The 19535-nt window shown below is 62.8% G+C and carries 14 protein-coding genes and 2 tRNA genes; 13 read left to right on the top strand and 3 right to left on the bottom strand.

Features of this window, described 5'->3' with window-relative positions:
- Positions 1-187: 187 nt before the first annotated feature.
- The 5 genes from P6U23_RS22515 (at position 188) to P6U23_RS22495 (ending at position 6030) form a co-directional block, all read left to right on the top strand.
- Entirely contained in the window at positions 188-826 is a 639-nt protein-coding gene (locus P6U23_RS22515; RefSeq protein ID WP_024506812.1) for an ATP-dependent Clp protease proteolytic subunit, read from the top strand.
- A 431-nt stretch (positions 827-1257) separates the two neighbouring features.
- On the top strand, positions 1258-2532 hold the full coding sequence (clpX, locus tag P6U23_RS22510) for an ATP-dependent Clp protease ATP-binding subunit ClpX (protein ID WP_024506813.1): 1275 nt from the start codon (positions 1258-1260) through the stop codon (positions 2530-2532).
- 309 nt (positions 2533-2841) lie between these two features.
- On the top strand, positions 2842-5268 hold the full coding sequence (lon, locus tag P6U23_RS22505; protein WP_407174778.1) for an endopeptidase La: 2427 nt from the start codon (positions 2842-2844) through the stop codon (positions 5266-5268).
- A 133-nt stretch (positions 5269-5401) separates the two neighbouring features.
- Positions 5402-5806 (top strand): GFA family protein, encoded by a 405-nt coding sequence (locus P6U23_RS22500; RefSeq protein ID WP_407174777.1) that lies wholly within the window; start codon positions 5402-5404, stop codon positions 5804-5806.
- Between the two features lie 147 nt (positions 5807-5953).
- Positions 5954-6030, top strand: a tRNA-Val gene (locus P6U23_RS22495).
- A gap of 128 nt (positions 6031-6158) precedes the next feature.
- On the opposite strand, the gene P6U23_RS22490 is transcribed toward P6U23_RS22495, so the two are convergent.
- Positions 6159-6407: a PilZ domain-containing protein gene (locus P6U23_RS22490; protein ID WP_407174776.1), complete on the bottom strand. Its 249-nt coding sequence runs from the start codon at positions 6405-6407 to the stop codon at positions 6159-6161.
- A 446-nt stretch (positions 6408-6853) separates the two neighbouring features.
- On the opposite strand from P6U23_RS22490, the gene P6U23_RS22485 reads away from it, so the two are divergent.
- Both P6U23_RS22485 and P6U23_RS22480 read left to right on the top strand, forming a co-directional pair.
- The gene (locus tag P6U23_RS22485; protein ID WP_407174775.1) at positions 6854-8071 is read left to right on the top strand and encodes a cytochrome P450; all 1218 of its coding nucleotides are present in this window, start codon (positions 6854-6856) and stop codon (positions 8069-8071) included.
- Between the two features lie 81 nt (positions 8072-8152).
- Positions 8153-9013 carry a class I SAM-dependent methyltransferase gene (locus P6U23_RS22480; protein WP_407174774.1) on the top strand — a complete coding sequence of 287 codons (861 nt, stop codon included), beginning with the start codon at positions 8153-8155 and terminating at the stop codon, positions 9011-9013.
- A 25-nt stretch (positions 9014-9038) separates the two neighbouring features.
- On the opposite strand, the gene pepT is transcribed toward P6U23_RS22480, so the two are convergent.
- Together pepT and P6U23_RS22470 are read right to left on the bottom strand one after the other, a co-directional pair.
- Complete coding sequence (gene pepT / locus P6U23_RS22475) at positions 9039-10292, bottom strand: peptidase T (RefSeq protein WP_407174773.1); 1254 nt, start codon at positions 10290-10292, stop codon at positions 9039-9041.
- Positions 10293-10415: 123 nt separating this feature from the next.
- A complete protein-coding gene (locus P6U23_RS22470; protein WP_024506820.1) occupies positions 10416-10715 on the bottom strand; it encodes an HU family DNA-binding protein in 300 nt (99 codons plus the stop codon).
- Between the two features lie 221 nt (positions 10716-10936).
- On the opposite strand from P6U23_RS22470, the gene P6U23_RS22465 reads away from it, so the two are divergent.
- The 6 genes from P6U23_RS22465 (at position 10937) to P6U23_RS22440 (ending at position 19479) form a co-directional block, all read left to right on the top strand.
- Positions 10937-11013 (top strand) — tRNA-Asp (locus P6U23_RS22465).
- Positions 11014-11635: 622 nt separating this feature from the next.
- Positions 11636-14485 (top strand): FAD-dependent oxidoreductase, encoded by a 2850-nt coding sequence (locus tag P6U23_RS22460; protein ID WP_407174772.1) that lies wholly within the window; start codon positions 11636-11638, stop codon positions 14483-14485.
- A 27-nt stretch (positions 14486-14512) separates the two neighbouring features.
- Complete coding sequence (locus P6U23_RS22455) at positions 14513-15031, top strand: aromatic-ring-hydroxylating dioxygenase subunit beta (protein ID WP_407174771.1); 519 nt, start codon at positions 14513-14515, stop codon at positions 15029-15031.
- An 80-nt stretch (positions 15032-15111) separates the two neighbouring features.
- Positions 15112-17490 carry a xanthine dehydrogenase family protein molybdopterin-binding subunit gene (locus P6U23_RS22450; RefSeq protein ID WP_407174770.1) on the top strand — a complete coding sequence of 793 codons (2379 nt, stop codon included), beginning with the start codon at positions 15112-15114 and terminating at the stop codon, positions 17488-17490.
- Positions 17480-18331: an FAD binding domain-containing protein gene (locus P6U23_RS22445; protein WP_407174769.1), complete on the top strand. Its 852-nt coding sequence runs from the start codon at positions 17480-17482 to the stop codon at positions 18329-18331. Before P6U23_RS22450 ends, P6U23_RS22445 begins: the two co-directional genes overlap by 11 nt.
- Complete coding sequence (locus P6U23_RS22440; RefSeq protein WP_407174768.1) at positions 18328-19479, top strand: 2Fe-2S iron-sulfur cluster-binding protein; 1152 nt, start codon at positions 18328-18330, stop codon at positions 19477-19479. Before P6U23_RS22445 ends, P6U23_RS22440 begins: the two co-directional genes overlap by 4 nt.
- Positions 19480-19535: the final 56 nt, after the last annotated feature.

Here is a 19535-nt window from a genome sequence, read left to right as displayed (position 1 = left end):
GCTTCGAATCGGCTTGAACTTCTGTCGCGACGGTCGGGGCTTTGGGCTCTTGCCGCCGCGAAATTGGCTCATATCTGAGCTTGCGTCTTGGCCTTGTCTTGCATCACGGGACGTGCGTCCGCCCCGGCACCTGCTTTTCCCATGGTTCGCCGCTGGATGTTCGCCCCCACCAACTCTTGGGTGACTCATGCGCGATCCCGTTGAAACCTACATGAACCTCGTGCCGATGGTCGTCGAGCAGACTAACCGCGGTGAACGCGCCTACGATATTTTCTCGCGCCTCTTGAAAGAGCGCATCATCTTCGTGACCGGCCCGGTCGAGGACGGCATGTCGACCCTGATCGTCGCGCAGCTCCTGTTCCTTGAGGCGGAAAATCCGAAGAAGGAAATCTCGATGTACATCAACTCGCCGGGCGGGGTGGTGACGTCGGGCCTTGCGATCTACGACACCATGCAGTTCATCCGCCCGCCGGTTTCGACGCTGTGCACGGGACAGGCCGCCTCAATGGGCTCGCTCCTGCTCGCCGCCGGCGAGAGGGACATGCGCTTCACGCTGCCGAACTCGCGCATCATGGTGCACCAGCCCTCCGGCGGCTTCCAGGGCCAGGCAACGGACATCATGCTGCATGCGCAAGAGATCCTGAACCTGAAGAAGCGGCTCAACGAGATCTACGTCAAGCACACCGGCCAGACCTACAAGGCGATCGAGGATGCGCTGGAGCGCGACAAGTTCCTCACCGCCGACCAGGCCAAGGAGTTCGGCCTGGTCGACAAGGTGATCGACAAGCGTCCGGACGATCCGGCCACCGCAGCCAAGGCGGCGTGACCGCGTGGAATTGCGGGGATCGCAGGCCGCGCTGCAGCGTTAAGGCGGACGGGCGCTTTGCGGCCGCTCGCGTGGCCGCAGCGCGCTCGCCACGGGGCAGAAAGTTCCCCTTTCGTGCTGATTTGGCGTGGCAATCGCGCAACGCTGGGACGATTTCGACCTTTTCTTCTCGTGCGAATATGCAAAATCACGGTATTGTCACGGATTGAGGTCGGCGCGCGTTTAGCGAATTCTTGATAGTCGCGTGTCAGCATGGTTGGCTATGGGGGATCGGATAAGATCGCGGGGGATTCGAGTGAACCGTGGTTCGCACGGGATGAAGCGCTGAGGGTCTTTTTTGGTACGGAATTTGCTCTATCTACTATCCATGTCGGACCTTCCCGAAATGGAGCGATTGAGCGGACGAGGTCGAACGGCGGACGGAGATAGGAATGAGTAAGGTCGGCACGAGCGACTCCAAGAACACGCTGTATTGCTCGTTTTGCGGCAAGAGCCAGCACGAGGTCCGCAAGCTGATCGCGGGGCCGACGGTTTTCATCTGCGACGAGTGCGTCGAACTCTGCATGGACATCATTCGCGAGGAGAACAAATCCTCGCTGGTGAAGTCGCGCGACGGTATCCCGACGCCAAAGGAAATCTGCAAGGTTCTCGACGACTATGTGATCGGCCAGAGCCACGCCAAGAAGGTGCTCTCGGTCGCCGTGCACAATCACTACAAGCGGCTGAACCATCAGACCAAGCACAATGACGTCGAGCTTGCGAAGTCGAACATCCTGCTGATCGGTCCGACCGGTTCGGGCAAGACGTTGCTGGCGCAGACGCTGGCGCGCATTCTGGACGTGCCCTTCACCATGGCGGATGCGACCACGTTGACCGAAGCCGGCTACGTGGGTGAGGACGTTGAAAACATCATCCTGAAGCTGCTGCAGGCGGCCGACTACAATGTCGAGCGCGCGCAGCGCGGCATCGTCTATATCGACGAGATCGACAAGATCAGTCGCAAGTCCGACAACCCCTCGATCACGCGGGACGTGTCGGGCGAAGGCGTGCAGCAGGCGCTGCTCAAGATCATGGAAGGGACGGTGGCCTCGGTGCCGCCGCAGGGCGGCCGCAAGCATCCGCAGCAGGAGTTCTTGCAGGTCGACACCACCAACATCCTCTTCATCTGCGGCGGCGCCTTCTCGGGCCTGGAGAAGATCATCTCGGCGCGCGGGCGTTCGACCTCGATCGGCTTCGCGGCGCAGGTGCTGGCTCCGGAGGATCGTCGTACCGGCGAAATCTTCCGCCACGTCGAGCCGGAAGACCTGCTGAAATACGGCCTGATTCCCGAATTCGTCGGCCGTCTGCCTGTCGTGGCGACGCTGGAGGATCTGGACGAGACATCGCTGAAGAAGATCCTGACCGATCCGAAGAACGCGTTGGTCAAGCAGTATCAGCGGCTGTTCGAAATGGAGAACATCGAGCTCACCTTCGCCGACGAGGCCTTGGGCGCGGTCGCCCGCAAGGCAATCGAGCGCAAGACCGGCGCGCGCGGGCTGCGTTCGATCCTGGAGAGCATTCTGCTCGAGACCATGTTCGATCTTCCTGGTCTGGAAGGCGTCGAAGAGGTGGTGATCTCGCGCGAGGTGGTGGAGGGGACGGCGCGTCCGCTCTACATCTACGCCGACCGCTCGGACCGTGCGGTCGAGAGCAGCGCCAGCGCCTGATCAAGAGCTCGCGCTGTGTTTGAGAAAGCGGCTGTGGAGTGTGTTTTCACAGCCGCGCTTTGCGTAATCGCTTCGCTCTGGCGGCCCGCAATTTTGCGGGCGATTTCACAGGCTTGACACCCCCATACACGATAGCCACCTAATGGTGGCGGGCGATCAGAATTTCCATTTAGATTCGCCTTTACCATCGATCCGAAAGGAGCCGGGCGAAGCAAGCGACCCCATCATCTTCGGATCAACTCGGCACCTTGTGGCGGTTGCGCAGTATCGCGGGCTGCGTGCAAGGGGGCACAACAGAAGGAACAGCCCATGACAACCCCGAAAACCCGACCAACTATCGTCCACGGCGAGCCCCATTCTTATCCGGTGCTGCCGCTCCGCGATATCGTCGTCTTTCCGCACAACATCGTGCCGCTGTTCGTGGGCCGCGAGAAATCCATTCGCGCCCTGGAAGAGGTGATGCGCAACGACGCGCTGGTGATGCTGGCGACGCAGAAGAATGCGTCCGATGACGATCCTGCGCCCGATGCAATCTACGAAACCGGTACGCTCGCAAGCGTGCTGCAGCTTTTGAAGTTGCCCGACGGCACGGTGAAAGTGCTGGTCGAAGGCCTCGAGCGCGCGCGCGTGCAGAAATATTCCGACCGCGCCGAGTTCTACGAGGCGACCGCGGTCGCGCTTGCCGACACCGACGCCAAGTCCGTCGAGGCGGAGGCGCTGGCGCGTTCGGTCGTGTCCGACTTCGAAAGCTATGTAAAGCTGAACAAGAAGATCTCCGCCGAGGTCGTCGGCGTCGTTCAGGCGATCACCGATTTCGGCAAGCTCGCCGATACCGTTGCCTCGCATCTTGCGGTGAAGATCGCGGATCGCCAGGGCATCCTGGAGACGCTGTCGGTCACCACGCGCCTGGAGAAGGTGCTGGGCCTGATGGAGAGCGAGATCTCGGTGCTGCAGGTCGAAAAGCGCATCCGCTCGCGCGTCAAGCGTCAGATGGAGAAGACCCAGCGCGAGTATTACCTCAACGAGCAGATGAAGGCGATCCAGAAGGAGCTGGGCGACGAGGATGGTCGCGACGAGCTCGCCGATCTGGAAGAGAAGATCAACAAGACCAAGCTTTCCAAGGAAGCGCGGGAGAAGGCGCAGCACGAGCTGAAGAAGCTGCGTCAGATGTCGCCGATGTCCGCGGAAGCGACCGTCGTGCGCAACTATCTCGATTGGCTGCTGTCCATTCCGTGGAACAAGAAGTCCAAGGTCAAGAAGGATCTGGAGCAGGCGCAGGCGATCCTGGATGCCGATCACTACGGGCTCGAGAAGGTCAAAGACCGCATCGTCGAGTATCTCGCGGTGCAGTCGCGGGCCAACAAGCTGACCGGGCCGATCCTGTGTTTGGTTGGGCCTCCCGGCGTCGGCAAGACCTCGCTCGGCAAATCGATCGCGAAGGCAACGGGGCGCGAATTCGTGCGCGTCTCGCTCGGCGGCGTGCGGGATGAAGCGGAGATCCGCGGTCACCGGCGCACCTATATCGGCTCGATGCCCGGCAAGATCATCCAGTCGATGCGCAAGGCGAAGACCTCGAATCCGCTGTTCCTGCTGGACGAGATCGACAAGATGGGCGCCGATTTCCGCGGCGATCCATCGTCGGCGCTGCTCGAGGTCCTAGACCCCGAGCAGAACTCGACCTTCAACGATCACTACCTCGAGGTCGACTACGATCTGTCCAACGTGATGTTCATCACGACCGCGAATACGCTCAATATTCCGGGGCCGCTGATGGACCGCATGGAGATCATCCGGATCGCCGGCTACACGGAGAACGAGAAGGTCGAGATCGCGCGCAAGCATCTGATCCCGAGCGCGCTCTCCAAGCACGGCCTCGATCCGAAGGAGTGGTCGATCGACGACGACGCGTTGCTGTTGGTGATCCGTCGCTACACCCGCGAGGCGGGCGTGCGTAACCTGGAGCGCGAGCTCTCCACACTGGCCCGCAAGGCCGTGAAGGAGCTGATGATCTCGAAGAAGAAGTCGGTGAAGGTGACCGAGAAGACTATCGAGGACTTCCTCGGCGTGCCGAAATATCGCTTCGGCGAGATCGAGAGCGACGATCAGGTCGGTATCGTCACCGGCCTTGCCTGGACCGATGTCGGCGGTGAGCTGCTGACCATCGAAGGCGTCATGATGCCCGGCAAGGGCAAGATGACGGTCACGGGCAATCTGCGTGACGTGATGAAGGAGTCGATCTCGGCTGCGGCATCCTACGTCCGCTCGCGGGCGATCACCTACGGCATCGAACCGCCGATGTTCGACAAGCGGGACATCCACGTCCACGTGCCGGAGGGGGCGACCCCAAAGGACGGACCGTCCGCAGGCGTTGCGATGGCGACCGCCATCATCTCGGTCATGACCGGCATTCCGGTTCGTCATGACGTCGCGATGACCGGCGAAATCACGCTGCGGGGCCGGGTGCTGCCGATCGGCGGCCTGAAGGAGAAGCTGCTTGCGGCCGCACGCGGCGGCATCAAGACGGTGCTGATCCCCGAGGACAATGCCAAGGATCTCACGGAAATCTCCGATGCGATCAAGGGTGGCATGGAGATCATCCCGGTCGCCCGCCTGGACGACGTCATCTCGCGTGCGCTGGTGCGTCCGCCGGTGCCGATCGTCTGGGAAGAGGACACCAAGGTTCCGGTTGCACAAGAAACCAGCGACGAAGCGTCCGGCGGCCTCACGGCCCACTGAGCGGCGGACTAAAAAAGAACAGCATAAAAACGGCGCCTTCGGGCGCCGTTTCTTTTTTTGATCGTCTTTTCGCGCCAATGGGGAGGCCGGGGCTCGCGTCAAGAAAACGTGTCAGAAAAGAGAGTTAAGCGCGATGCAAGTGGATGGGCGTTGTCATTGCGGCCGGGTGACCTTCGAGGCCGATATCGATCCGCGGGCGGTGTGGGTTTGTCACTGCACGGATTGCCAGGCTTTGACCGGCTCGCCTTTTCGAGTGACGGTGATCTGTTCGGGCAGTCAAATCCGGACGGCGGGACAGGCGCCGAAGATCTATCCCAGAACCGGCGACAACGGCCGGGTCCGCTATCAGCACTTCTGCGGCGATTGCGGCACCCCGCTGTTCACGAGCGGCGAGGGCGAGCACACCGATGAATGGGGAATCCGCTGGGGCGCGATCCGTCAGCGCGCCGCCCTCAGGCCCACCCAGCAAATCTGGTGCCGCTCGGCGGTCCCATGGATCAGCGAGGTCAGGGAATTGCCCGGCCGCCCCATGGACTAGCTTGCCCAGCGGGGCGAGATAGGGCTAAACACCGGAGCCGAAGTGCGATGCCTCTGGTCTCGCGCGACGTTGGCGCATGCCCTCCGAACGAACGCATGGCGTTTGATCGCGAGGAGATCCGGTTCTACCTTCCCGGAATGTGCTGCAGGGCGGCTAGCTCAGTTGGTTAGAGCGTCGGTTTTACACACCGGATGTCGGGAGTTCGAGTCTCTCGCCGCCCACCACTTCCAAGGTTCGATCCCTTTGCCCGATCGACCACGCCCGGCGCCGGCGGCCGCGGACGTCGAACTCAGAACCCCGCCGTCACGTGGGGTTCTTCACTGTAGGCGGTGCATAAAACCGCCGCGCTTGCTTAGAACGCCACGCCAATTCGCAGTCCACGCTTCCAGACCAGCCTGCAGCGTTTTTTGGTGGTGCCGTAGAGCACTTCAAACCGTTGCGGCAGGTCGGCGTAGGTCAGCAATTGCAGGCAAGCCCCGCCCGCCGAGTAGTCGATCAGCGTGCAATCGAGCACGGGCGCTTTAGGTCCGAACAGAATCTTGGCGGCCTTGGAAACTCTGCCTTCGGGCCTCGTTCGGGCAAACAATCGATTTTGATTCATGAGCGAATACTCTACTCATCCAGGACAAGACAGAGTGAACCCGTTTCAGTCGCCTGTTGGCGATCGCCGCATTCTCGCTTGAGACGCGCTTCCGTCGCGTTTAAGCGCGCGTGCAACTTTTGATTAGTTTTCGCGGCCTGAATTTACCGCTCGCTAACGAGATCTGATGCGAAGCACCCCGCCAGGAGCGGAACTTCGATAAAATCGCCGCGTTTGGATCACATTTTCTTGTCCTCACGCGTTAGCCTATTCAGCGAATGTTGTTTACCTCGGAAGACGAAATCGCCGGGTCATATTGCCCCCCCGCGCCGAAGCCACGGCCAGACAGGCCGGGGCTGATCCATCTCTTGGCGACACTGAAACGGAATCCGCTCGAGTGCTGGAGCGAAGAGTTTTTCGAAGAGCCCATTGCAAGGGTTAAGCTCCCCTTTCTGGAGGCTCTCCTGGTGCATGATCCCGTCGCGATCAAGCATGTGCTGGTTGACAACGCCGCCAATTACCGCAAGGATCCGATCCAACGGCGCATCCTTGCCACCGGTCTTTCCGATGGCCTGCTCAGCGTCGAGGGCGAGCGCTGGGAAGTGCAGCGGCGAACACTGGCGCCGCTCTTTGCGCGCCGGACCGTGACCACCTTCACGAGTGCAATGCTCGCCGCCGCAGACCGGCTCACCGAGCGCTTGCGGCGCCTTGAACCGGGCGACACGATCGATATCGCGGCCGAATTTACGCTGCTGACGCTGAATGTCCTCGCGCTCACCATCTTCTCGGACGGGATCGGCGGCGATTTCGACGAGTTTCGCGCGGCGATGAACGCGTATTTCGCCTGCATCGGACGCATTGGCGTGCTTGATCTGATGGGCGTGCCGGGGGCCGTGCCAAGGCCGGGCCGCAAGCGGTTGCGGCAAACCATGGCGTATTTCGAAGGCGTTATTGGGCGGATCATCGCGACCCGGCAGCGCCGGCTCGACAGCCCCGGCGAGCCCGCGGCGCCTGATGATTTGCTGACGCTGCTGCTGCGCGCCCTCGATCCCTCGACCGGCCGGCCGATGAGCCTTGCCGAGGTGCGCTCGAACATCCTGACCTTCCTCTCGGCCGGACATGAGACCACCGCGAACACGCTGGCCTGGTCCGCCTTTCTGCTCTCTCAATCGCCTTGTTGGTACGCGCGGGTGCGCCAGGAGGCGGACGCCGAACTGTCCGGTGACCCCGACGGTTTATTGGAGCGGCTCGTCGTCACCAAAGCGGTGGTGGAGGAGGCGCTGCGGCTCTATCCGCCGATCGCGGCGCTGAGCCGCGCTCCCGAGCAGGCCGACGCGATTGGCAGCCTTCCTGTCAAGCCACGCTCGGTGGTCGTGATTGCGCCCTACATCCTGCATCGGCATCGGCGGCTCTGGGACAGGCCGGACGCGTTCGATCCCACGCGTTTTCTCGCGCCTGCGAAAGCCAAGATCGCGCGCTTCGCCTATCTGCCGTTCGGGGCCGGCCCACGCACCTGCATTGGCTCGTCCTTCGCGCTGCAGGAAGCAACCTTGGTGCTGGCGAAGCTTGTGCAAGCCTTCGACATGCAACTGGTGTCCGGCGCGCAAGTGTGGCCGCTGCAGAAAATCACCTTGCGCCCGGCACATGGCTTGCCGATGCGGATGACGCCGCGACGCGGCGCCTGAGCCCGGCGGACGGGCGATTGCAAAACCGGGCTGCTTTCATCACACTCGGTGCGGCGGTCTTACCTTGCATCGGAATTACACATGAATACGCCAGTTGGTCACGAGCGTAACGCCGACCAGATCGACTATTGGAACGGGCCGGGCGGCCAGCGCTGGGCCGATCGGCAGCAGGCGCAGGACATCCTGCTCGCGCCGATTCTCGATCTCCTCATCGCGCATGCCGATCCGAAGCCGGGCGAACGGGCCATCGATGTCGGATGCGGGAGCGGCGCCACCACCGTTGCCTTTGCAAGGAAGGTGGGGCCATCAGGTCATGTCCTCGGGATCGATGTGTCAGGCCCGATGCTGGCACGCGCGCGGCAGAATGCGCCGGCTGAATTGCCCGTCGATTTCGTGCTCGCCGATGCCACCGTTTATCCCTTCGATGCGGCGAGCTTCGACCTTCTGGTGTCGCGCTTCGGCGTGATGTTTTTTGCCGAGCCCGCGGTCTCCTTCGTCAATTTGCGCAAAGCCCTGCGGCCGTCCGGGCGCGTGGCCTTCATCTGCTGGCGCGAGCCGCGCGAGAATCCGTTTTTCATGGCGCCGCTGCAGGCCGTCTACAAGCATGTGCCGAAACTGCCGCCACAAGGTCCCGACGATCCCGGGCCATTCTCCTTCGCGTCCGAAGAGCGCGTGCATCGAATCCTGACCGAGGCGGGGTATAGGTCCATCGCGATGCAGCCGCATGATCTGGCGCTGGACGTCGCGATCGGGCGGGGCCTCGAGGCCGCCGTTCAGGGCGCGCTGGAGATCGGCCCGGCGAGCCGCGCCCTGCAGGATCATCCAGCGCAAGTCCGCGAAGCCGCGCGCAATTCGATCCGCGAAGCGCTGGCGCCATACGCGCGTGGTGAAAGCGTGCCGCTGCCGGCGTCGATCTGGATCGTCACCGCGCGCGCTTCGTAAGGCTCCTTGAGTGCGGCCTTCCGGGCTAGGCCCGCTCCTCCCAGATCATTGCGAGATGCACGATGGTCAGCACGGCTTTTTCCATGTCCTGGCGGCTGACCCATTCCAGGCGGGAGTGAAAGGCGTGCTCGCCGGCGAAGACGTTGGGGCAGGGCAGCCCCATGAAGCTGAGCCGCGAGCCGTCGGTGCCGCCGCGAATGCTGGCGCGCACCGGCTCAAGCCCTGCACGGCGGATCGCCTCCATGGCGTATTCGACCGTTTCGGGATGTCGGTCGATCACTTCTTTCATGTTCCGGTACTGCTCTTTCACCTCCATCCGGTAGGTGGAGCGCGGGTAGTCCTTCATGACGTCCTTGACGATACGCTCGAGCAGCGCCTCTTTTTCCTTCAGGCCAGCCACGGTGAAGTCGCGCACGATGAAGCCGATCGTGGCTTGTTCGAGCGCGCCGGAGATGCCGATCGGGTGGAGAAAGCCCTCTTTGCCTTCGGTGGTTTCGGGCGAGCAGGTGGTCTTGGGCAGCCGCTCGATGATGGCGGCTGCGATCTTGATCGCATGCTCCATTTTGCCTTTGGCAAAACCCGGGTGGGTGCTGACACCCTGGATGAGGATCGTGGCGGCGTCGGCGGAAAAGGTCTCGTCCTCGATCTGGCCGGCGGTTTCGCCATCAATGGTGTAGGCGAAATCGGCCCCGAGCTTTTTCAAGTCGACCCTGTCAACACCGCGACCGATCTCCTCATCGGGCGTGAACAGGATCTTGATGGTGCCGTGCTTGACCTGCGGATTTTGCACGAAGAACTGCGCGGCATCCATGATCTCGGCGATGCCGGCTTTGTTGTCGGCCCCCAGCAGCGTTGTGCCGTCGGTCGTGATGATGTCGTTGCCGATCTGATCTTTCAGCGCCGGATGCTCGGCGACGCGGATGATCTGGTTGGGATCGGCGGGGAGGATGATGTCGCCGCCGCGGTAGTTTCTGACGATCTGCGGCTTGACGTTCGCACCCGTGCAGTCGGGCGATGTGTCCATATGCGAACAGAAGCAGATCACCGGCACCTTCTTGGACGTATTCGCCGGAATGGTCGCATAGACATAGCCGTTCTCATCGAGATGGGCGTCGGCAATTCCGAGCGCCTTGAGCTCGGAGACGAGCAGGCGTCCGAGATCCTTCTGTTTCTCCGTGGAGGGGCAGGTCGGTGATTCCGGATCCGACTGGGTGTCGATGGTGACGTAGCGCAGGAAGCGCTCGGTCACGCTGTGCTGAAAGTTCAGGGACGAATTCACGCTGAGAACCGCGACTGAGGGACAGAGCGACCCTTATAACGGAAAAAGCGTCATTCCGGGGGAGCCCCTCGCGAGGCAACCGGAATGACGCTTCTGGCTGGCGCTAGAAGGCCGAAAGGGCGGTCAGATCGCTTCCTTGAGTTCCTTGGCCGGGCGGAAGGCGACTTTCTTGCTGGCCTTGATGTGGATGGCTTCACCGGTGGCGGGATTGCGCCCCATGCGAGCGGCGCGCTTGCGCACCTGCAGAATGCCGAGACCGACGATACGGATGCGTTCACCCTTTTTCAGGTGCTTGGTGATCCGCGTCACAACGTCGGTCAGAATGCCCTCGGCTTGCTTCTTCGAAAGTTCCTGGTCCTCGGCAATCGCTGCGGCGAGATGCTTGAGCGTAATCGTCGCCGGAGTCGCTGCTTTCTTTGCCATGTTGGGCCCTCCTCGTTGTTAACAATGGCGTAGGAACCTAAGACGCTTCAGGCCTTAGATGATTCTGTGGGTAGCTACTACGCCGTTTCGCCCTGAAAATTAGGCCATTTTCTGCATCAGCGCGGCAAAAACCGCTGATTTTTGCGAGGATTTGCAACATCCTTGACTTGGAATGTGTGCCCCATTAAGCCCTGCATCCGAATGCGGCTCACGCCGCATCCGCGGGAGTAGCTCAGTTGGTTAGAGCGCCGCCCTGTCACGGCGGAGGTCGCGGGTTCGAGCCCCGTCTCTCGCGCCATTGAAACAGACGTTATTTCAATGGCTTACGCTCTTTTTTTCTGTTCCCGCTGACATTCCAAAAGTGTCATAAGGGCCGTCGTTGTGACGCTTTCGGTCGCCCTCTGTTCTAGCATCTGGGCTCCCACGGCACGGGCTTGGTCAAAGCGCCGGACGCTCGCGACGTTGACCGGATTATAGGTGTTGCGCAGCCGGTTATTGGCCGCGACGGTGTTTGCCCTCTTGTTCGACTGGTCGGTGATTGATCCGCCGTCACCATCGCGACGCGGGGTCGCCGCATATCGGCGAGTTGGCGCATCTCGGCGCTCCCGTAGGCATCGCGCACCAGGCGAAAATCCCTGAGAGCGTATCCTTGGTGTCGACCGCCGGCGCCGGCACGGCCCAGCGAGAGCGAAGCGATGCACGACCTGATCGATCATCAACAATATCAGTACGCATCTCTTTAGGCGTCGCCATCGATGACTCGGTCAAACAGCGTCGACGCCTGGATATCGTAAGATATCGCTGGATTTATTGCATCATTGCGTTTGCGGGTCAGGCGTCTCTGGTGGTGCCGCTCATCTTGCGTGGATAAAAAAAGGATGTATACTGATTAAAAACAGGACGGAGGAGGCGAGGCGGGCATGGCGTGGCGAAGGGCGATCTCGTTGGGGGATCTGCGTTCCGAAATGGTCAAGGAGATCCGGATCGACGGAACGCCGGTGGCGCTATATCGCCTCGGTGATGAGGTCTACGCGACGCACGGCATATGTACGCATGCGCTTGCGTTCCTGGCCGATGGATATGTCGAGGACGGAAAGATCGAATGTCCGCTCCATCAGGGGCTGTTTGACATTCGCTCCGGCAAGGCGCTGTGCGCGCCGCTGACGAAGGATATCCAGACCTTTGCTGTCAAAGTCGAGGAAGGGACGGTATTCGTCGATCTGGATTCGCCCGCCGCTGGGGCCGTGCACCCGCTGCCGATATCTGGCGAACCCAGATCATCCTGCGCACATGGCCCGGTTGTCGTGGTGGGGGCGGGGCAGGCCGCCGCCGCCGCGGTTCGGGGATTGCGTGCACATGGATTCACTGGTCCGATCGCCGTGGTCGGGCGCGAGCCGCATTTCCCGTATGAAAGGCCACCGCTCTCCAAGGACATTCTGCTCGGAAAGACGACCGCGGAGTCGTGCGTGCGCCTGTCGCAGTCCGATGCCCTTGCGCTGGATGTCGCGGTGCATCGCAATGTCAATGCGAAGCGGATCGACCCGAAAGCAAGAATCGTAACCCTGAGTGATGGACGAGAGCTGGGTTACGGTGCGCTTCTGCTTGCGACAGGTGGCGTTCCTCGGCGTCTCGATATCCCCGGTGCCGATCTGCCCGGGGTTCACTTTCTTCGCACGCTGGAGGATGCGGCGGCGATCCGCGCGGCGCTGGAGAGTGCCAAGCGGATCGTGATCATCGGCGGAGGATTCATCGGCCTGGAACTCGCTTCCGTGGCTGCGTCGCTGAAGATTTCGGCCGTGGTCCTCGAGCGGGAATCGGAACTCATGACGCGCGTGCTGCCTGCTCCGCTGGGGCGCGCCTTCCGTACGCTCGCCGAGCGTCACGGGGTGAGCGTTCAGCTTGAGGTGGCCGTGGAAGCGATTGAGCGCGCTGGTGACGGGCTCTGTGTGCGCACGTCAGGTGGTGTCTTCAACGCAGATGCAGTCTGCATTGGCGTGGGACTCGTGCCCGAGACGGCGCTCGCCGCTGCAGCGGGCTGTGAGGTCGACGGGGCAATCGTCGTCGACGCCGAGCAGAGGACCAGCGTCCCGGGCATCTGGGCCGCCGGGGACTGCGCTCTGCATCATTCGCCGATCAGGGGCCGGCGCGGCCGCCTCGAAAGTTGGCACAACGCCGAGCAGCAAGGGGCCGCGGCAGCGCGGTCCATAGCGGGAGTAGCGCCCGCAGCGGACGTGCCAAAGCCGTGGTTCTGGACCGACCAGTTCGGTCTCAACATCCAGATCCTCGGAGTGGCCGCGCCCGGTGACAAAGTCGCGCTTACGGGGCGCGATGGTGAGCAGGGCGCTGTCTACAGGACAATTGATCCGGCAACAGGGCGGCTTACCAGCGTCGTCGCGTTCTCCGATCCCGGCGCGATACGCCGGGCGCGCGAAGAGCTGGAGAATGCGGAAACATTCGATGTCGCGAAGGCATCGGCCGTCGTCGTCAACGGCAAAAGCAAGGAGAAGGAGCTGCCCGTGACAGTGGAATCGAGGCCGCAGGCCGCGAAGCAATACGTCTGGCCGTCCGAGGGACTGACGCGGATTCCCGACTGGGTCTATACCGACGACTATATCTACCAACGCGAGGTCGAGAAGATATTCCACGGCCGCACGTGGAACTATGTCGCGCTCGAAAGCGAGATTCCGAATCCCGGCGACTTCATTCGCTCGAACGTGGGCCCAACACCGATCGTGGTATCGCGTGCGGAAGACGGGACCATCAGCGCGTTCGAGAACCGGTGCGCGCATCGCGCGGCCGAGTTCTGCCGCGAACTGAGCGGCAACGCCAAGGAGTTCGTCTGCCCCTATCACCAATGGTCCTATGACCTGAAGGGCAATCTGGCCGGAGTGCCGTTCCGTCGCGGCGTCGATGGCAAGGGCGGCATGCCAGCGAGTTTCAAGCCGGACGATCACGGCCTGAAGCGGCTCAAGGTGACGACACATCGCGGCGTCGTCTTCGCGTCCTACTGCGAGGATATGGAGCCGCTTGCCGATTATCTGGGGCCAGACATCCTGCGTGAATTCGAAGCGACCTTCGACGGCCGCAAGCCGATGGTGCTGGGCCATTACCGGCACACCCTGCCTGGCAACTGGAAGCTCTATCACGAGAACCTCAAGGACCCCTATCACGCAACGCTGCTCCACACCTTCCTCGTCACGTTCGGCCTGCTCGTTGCCGGCAACAAGTCGTCGATGATTGCGGATGCGTCCGGCCGCCATGGCGTGATGGCATCGGCCAAGTCGGACGCGAGCAAGCTGGACGGCGCGACGAAGAAGGAAATGCGCGCCTATAAGGAGGGCATGACGCTTGCCGAGCCGCGCTTCATGGATTTCATCAACGAGTTCGACAGCCCATGGTCGGTGACCATGACGACCATCTGGCCGAACCTCATCGTGCAGCGGGAGATGAACACGCTGGGCGTTCGTCAGATTGTTCCGACCGGCCCGAACGAATTCATCATGAAATGGACGATGTTCGGCTTCGAGGGTGATGACGAGCAAATGACGCGCCATCGATTGCGGCAGGGCAACCTGATGGGACCCGCCGGCTTCCTCGGCCTCGAGGACAACGAGGCGATCAAGTTCGTACAGGACGGCATGCTCGGAGTGCCTGATGGCAAGCACGTCGTCGAACTCGATCCCGACGTTATCGGGACCGCGGATACCCTGATCTCCGAAGCATCCATTCGCGCGATGTACCAGCACTGGCGCAGCGCGATGGAACTCTGATTTGCATCACATCGCTAGGTCAATCTCATGCTGGCAACAAATACGACACTTTCCCGTCCGGTGCGTCTGGACGACCTGCTGCTCCACTACGAGATCGAACGGTTCAACTGCGCCTATGCGGCTGCGCTCGACGAACAAAGGTTGTCGGACTGGAGCGAGATGTTCACGCCCGACGCAAGCTATGTCGTGCTGTCGCGCGAGAACGAGGAGCGGAATTTTCCCGTCGGCCTCATCTATTGCGAGAATCAGGGCATGATCCGCGACCGGGCGTTCGCGCTGGAAAAGACCGCCATGTTCGCGCCTCGCTATCTGCGCCATATGATCAGCAATCTCCAGCTCCACGGCGAAACCGAAACTGGGGAGATCAAGGCGCGGGCGAATTACGTCGTTCTTCAGGTGCTGTTCGATCGGCCGGATGCAACCATCCATCAGGTCGGTACCTATCACGACGTCTTTCGACGCACCGATGCCGGTCTCAAACTCGTGCAGCGCCGCTGCATCTACGATAATCTGCTCGTTCCAAACGCTCTCTGCATCCCGGTATGATAGCTTGGATCGGCGCCCGGTCGGCGGGCGACCATGGTCGGGGAGCCGGACGGGCGAGTAATGACGCGGATGAGGTGGTGATGGGCGAGGGGCAGGTTTTGGATGGTGGGATCGGCGCCCGGGTTCGCCGGAAGGAGGACGCGCGCCATCTGCGCGGTCGGGGACGCTTCGTCGGCGACATCCAGATGCCTGGCATTCGCGAGGTGGCTTTCCTGCGCAGCCCCGTTGCACATGCACGCATTGCGTCCAAGGCAAAACCTTCGCAACATGCGGCGTGCACTTTCTTCGCCGAAGATCTTGCCGGGGTCTCGCCGATCGTCACGCGATCGTCGATCCCGGGATACAAGCTCTCCAAGTATCCTGTGCTCGCGACCGACAAGGTCCGGTTCGTCGGCGAGCCGATTGCGATGTGCGTCGGCGCCAGCCGCGCGGTGGCGGAGGACCTTGCGGAGCAGGTCGACATCGAGCTCCAGGATCTCCCGGCAGTCACATCATGCGACTCGGGCCGCCGCACCGGAGCTGCGCTCCTGCACGAGGAATGGGGGGACAACCTGTTTCTCGAGACATTCTTCGACAGCGGCGTCGAGGACGTGATTGCGCGAGCGTCGGTCGCGGTCGAGCTCGAGATGTCCTGCGCGCGCCAGACCATGCATCCGATGGAAGGCAAGGGCGTGCTGGCATGGTGGGACCATCGGGCCGATCAGCTCGTCGTGCATACCTCGACCCAGGTGCCGCATCTGATCCGCGTCGGGCTTGCCGAATGTCTCGGGATCCCCCAGGCGCGCATCCGGATCGCTGCGCCCGACGTCGGCGGAGGCTTCGGCTACAAGTGCCTGTTGCAACCGGAAGAAGTCGCGGTCGCCTGGCTTGCATCGACGTTCAAGGCGCCGTTTCGATGGCTCGAGGATCGGCGCGAGCATCTCGTCGCGGGTGCGAACGCGCGGGAGCATCAATACAAGATCAGAGCGTACGCGGACCGAGACGGCCGGCTGCTGGCCATGGACGCCGAAGTATCGGTCGACACCGGAGCCTATTCGGTCTGGCCGTTCACGGCGTGTCTGGAGGCGGCGCAGGCGGGCGGCAATCTGCCGGGCCCGTACCACCTGACCGCCTATCGGTGCCGCACCTACTCGGTAGCGACCAACAAGCCGCCGTTCGCCCCGTATCGCGGCGTGGCCCGGCCCGGCGTTTGCTTTGCCATGGAGCAGGTCATCGACGCGATCGCGCAAAAGGTCGGCCGCGAAGCCTGGGAGGTACGCCGGGATAACCTCGTTCAAGCGTCGGCAATGCCGTACACGAACATCACCAACAAACACTACGACTCCGGCAACTACCCGGAGGCGTTGGTCGCGGCGAAGGACATGATCGGCTTGGAGGCGTTCCGGGCAGGGCCGAAGCGCGACGACAAGGGCCGCTACCTGGGCATTGGCTTCGCAAGCTACACCGAGCAGTCCGCGCACGGCACCAAGGTGTTCGCAGCCTGGGGGCTGCCGCTGGTGCCGGGTTTCGACCAAGCCCACGTCAAACTGACGCCGGACGGCGCCCTGGAGGTCAGTGCCGGTATCCATACGATTGGGCAGGGACTGGAGACCACGCTGGCGCAGATCGCCAGCGAACAGACCGGCGTGCCGTTCAGGGATATCCGGGTAACTCTGGGCGATACGGCGACCACGCCGTTTTCGACAGGCGCCTACGCATCGCGCGGGATCGTGATGTCCGGCGGCGCTGTCTCGCGCGCCTCGGAAGTGGTTGCGAGACGGATCAAGGCGATCGCAGCTCACCTGCTGCAGGTCGAGATGGGAGCGGTCACTTTCGCCGACGGCAGGATCTTCGCAGGCAATGCCAGTGTCAGCTACGAGGATGTCGGGCGCGCCTGGTACATGCGTCCGGACCAGCTTCCCGACTCGGTCGACACCGGCGGGCTGGAGGCGACCGAAGGCTACAAGCCCGCGGTCGATAGCGGCCTCTTCTCCTATGCCAGCCACGCGGTCCGCCTCGCCGTGGACGCTGACACCGGGCAGGTGGAAATCCTCGACTATGCCATCGTCGAGGATTGCGGGCGCATTGTGAACCCGATGATCGTCGAGGGTCAGACCTATGGCGGCGCGGCGCAGGGAATCGGGACCGCGCTGTTCGAGGAAAGTCCGTACGACAGCAGCGGCCAGCCGCTGGCCTCCACGCTGCTCGACTACATCCTGCCCGGTCCCACCGAACTTCCCAGCTTTCGCATCGCGCATCGCGAGACGCTCTCGCCCTACTCGGCGCACGGCATCAAGGGGGTCGGCGAGGGGGGTGCAATCGCGCCGGCGGCGGCGATCATCAATGCGATCAACGATGCGCTCGCACCCATCGGGGCGACGGTCCGGCAGATTCCAGCCAGCCCCAAGCGGATCCGTGAGGCTATCAGGAAGGCGCGCGCGAGCGGCACCGCCGACGGCGAATGGAACATTGCGCAATGAAGCCGTCCGCTTTCGAATTCAGAAATGCCGCTCGCTCGGCGAAGCATCCGAACTGCTCGCCGCGGCGAATGGAGACGGCAAGGTGCTAGCCGGCGGACAGTCGCTAGGACCGATGCTCAATCTGAGGCTGGCACGGCCGAAGCTTCTTGTGAACATCAAGCGCGCCAGCGACTTTCGAAGGCTCGAGGCCGACGACAGGGTGTTTGCGATCGGCGCCGGATGGACGCATGCCGAGATCGAGGATGGTGTGCTGGAGGACCCGACCCGGGGCCTGTTGCGCTTCGTCGCGCACGGCATCGCCTACCGCGCGATTCGCAACCGTGGGACCATCGGGGGAAGCCTTGCGCATGCCGATCCCGCCGCGGACTGGGTCTCGACGCTTGCCGCACTCGGCGCCACGATCGTGGTGCAGGGGAGCGGCACCGAGGTAACGCAAAGGCGCTACGCGGCCGAGACCTTCGTCGAGGGCGCATTTACGACCAAGCTTGCCGAGACCGACGTGATCGCGGCGATTGAGGTCCCAAGGCTCTCGGCCGGCGCCGAGTGGGCCTATTACAAGGTTTGCCGCAAGACCGGTGAGTTCGCGAACGCAATCGGCGTCGTCATTCTGGATCCGAAAATCGGGTTGAGCAGGGTGCTTGCCGGTGCAACCGATGGGCCGCCCGCGCTTTTGCCGAGAACGGCGGCACGGCTTGCCGAATCCGGTGCCGCCACGGCCGCTACGATCGTGGCAGATGAACTCCGCGGGGCTCTCCCGCATCTTGATGTCGATGCGCAGGAGTTGCACGCGGTGGCCGTGTCCCGCGCCCTGGCGAGGCTCGGCAAGGAGCAGCATCGATGACCGAGGTCCTGATGACCGTGAACGGCAATGCCGTGAACGCCAATGTCGAGCCGCGGACTCTGCTCGCCGACTTCCTGCGGCAGGAACTGCAGTTCACCGGCACTCATCTTGGATGCGAGCAGGGTGTTTGCGGCGCCTGCACGGTGGTTGTCGACGGCAAAGTGCAGCGATCCTGCATTACGTTCGTTGCGGACTGCGACGGGGCGCATGTCACGACGATTGAGGGGTTTGATGACGATCCCACGATGAACGAGCTTCGCGAAGCATTTTCGGAGTGCCACGCGCTGCAATGCGGGTTCTGTACACCGGGAATGCTGACCACCGCACGCGACATCGTGCTGCGCCTCGGCGACATTCCGGAGCCGCAGATACGGGAGGAATTGTCGGGCAATCTCTGCAGGTGCACCGGCTATGTCGGCATTGTCGAAGCGGTCCGGAAGGTCGCTGCGGGGAAAAGCCCTGCTGCCGCGACTGCACCCATTTCGCCGTCCCGCACCGCGCTGGGCGATGCGCGATCACCTTCCTTGCCGACGCGGGCTGTCGACAAGCCCAGGCCGCCCCGCACCTTGCCCGCCGACCAGCCCTCCGCGCCGGCCAACGTGGCCGACGGCGGGACCTCGATCGAGGAGCATGTCCGGGTCGCAGCATCGCCCGAGCAGGTTTGGGCGGTACTTTCCGATCTCCGGCGTGTCGTTCCTTGTGTGCCGGGTGCCGAGATCTCGACGCTGGCGGGAGACGACCTGACAGGAAAGGTGCGAATAGCGCTGGGACCGATCAAGGTCGCATTCAGCGGTCAGGCCAAGGTTGGCATGGACGCTGCCAGGCGCGAAGGTTGGATGAGTGGGCGCGGACGCGATGCGGGCCAGGGGTCGTCGGCCGAAGGGACCGCCCGGTGGAAAGTGCTCGCCGACGGTCCCAATGCCTCCGTCATTGCCGTGACTCTCACTTGGAAGCTGGGCGGGCCGCTGGCCCAGTTCAATCGGGCCGGCCTGGTGCGGGACATAGTGCGCCGCCTCGCTGCGGCGTTCGCTGGAAATCTTGAGGCCGCGATCACCGGCGCGCCGCGGCCGGCGCAAGCCGGCGCCGCACTCGGTGGCTTCAGGCTGATCTGGTCGATCATCAAGGCTCGCCTGTTTCCGGGAAGCTAGCGCGCGAACCCCCTCCGTGTCGCGGCGACTTTGCGCGCTGACCTGCGCATAATGTG

The organism is Bradyrhizobium sp. STM 3562 (genome assembly GCF_045571435.1).
Taxonomy (GTDB): domain Bacteria; phylum Pseudomonadota; class Alphaproteobacteria; order Rhizobiales; family Xanthobacteraceae; genus Bradyrhizobium.
Note: the sequence above shows the minus strand (reverse complement) of the source record. Positions and strands in the feature narration are given on the sequence as shown.

What these genes read in the sequence shown, in the direction of transcription:
- P6U23_RS22515 (WP_024506812.1), top strand. Translation starts at nt 188, where the DNA reads ATGCGCGATCCCGTTGAAACCTACATGAACCTCGTGCCGATGGTCGTC.
- clpX (WP_024506813.1), top strand. Translation starts at nt 1,258, where the DNA reads ATGAGTAAGGTCGGCACGAGCGACTCCAAGAACACGCTGTATTGCTCG.
- lon (WP_407174778.1), top strand. Translation starts at nt 2,842, where the DNA reads ATGACAACCCCGAAAACCCGACCAACTATCGTCCACGGCGAGCCCCAT.
- P6U23_RS22500 (WP_407174777.1), top strand. Translation starts at nt 5,402, where the DNA reads ATGCAAGTGGATGGGCGTTGTCATTGCGGCCGGGTGACCTTCGAGGCC.
- P6U23_RS22490 (WP_407174776.1), bottom strand. Translation starts at nt 6,407, where the DNA reads ATGAATCAAAATCGATTGTTTGCCCGAACGAGGCCCGAAGGCAGAGTT.
- P6U23_RS22480 (WP_407174774.1), top strand. Translation starts at nt 8,153, where the DNA reads ATGAATACGCCAGTTGGTCACGAGCGTAACGCCGACCAGATCGACTAT.
- P6U23_RS22470 (WP_024506820.1), bottom strand. Translation starts at nt 10,715, where the DNA reads ATGGCAAAGAAAGCAGCGACTCCGGCGACGATTACGCTCAAGCATCTC.
- P6U23_RS22460 (WP_407174772.1), top strand. Translation starts at nt 11,636, where the DNA reads ATGGCGTGGCGAAGGGCGATCTCGTTGGGGGATCTGCGTTCCGAAATG.
- P6U23_RS22455 (WP_407174771.1), top strand. Translation starts at nt 14,513, where the DNA reads ATGCTGGCAACAAATACGACACTTTCCCGTCCGGTGCGTCTGGACGAC.
- P6U23_RS22450 (WP_407174770.1), top strand. Translation starts at nt 15,112, where the DNA reads ATGGGCGAGGGGCAGGTTTTGGATGGTGGGATCGGCGCCCGGGTTCGC.
- P6U23_RS22440 (WP_407174768.1), top strand. Translation starts at nt 18,328, where the DNA reads ATGACCGAGGTCCTGATGACCGTGAACGGCAATGCCGTGAACGCCAAT.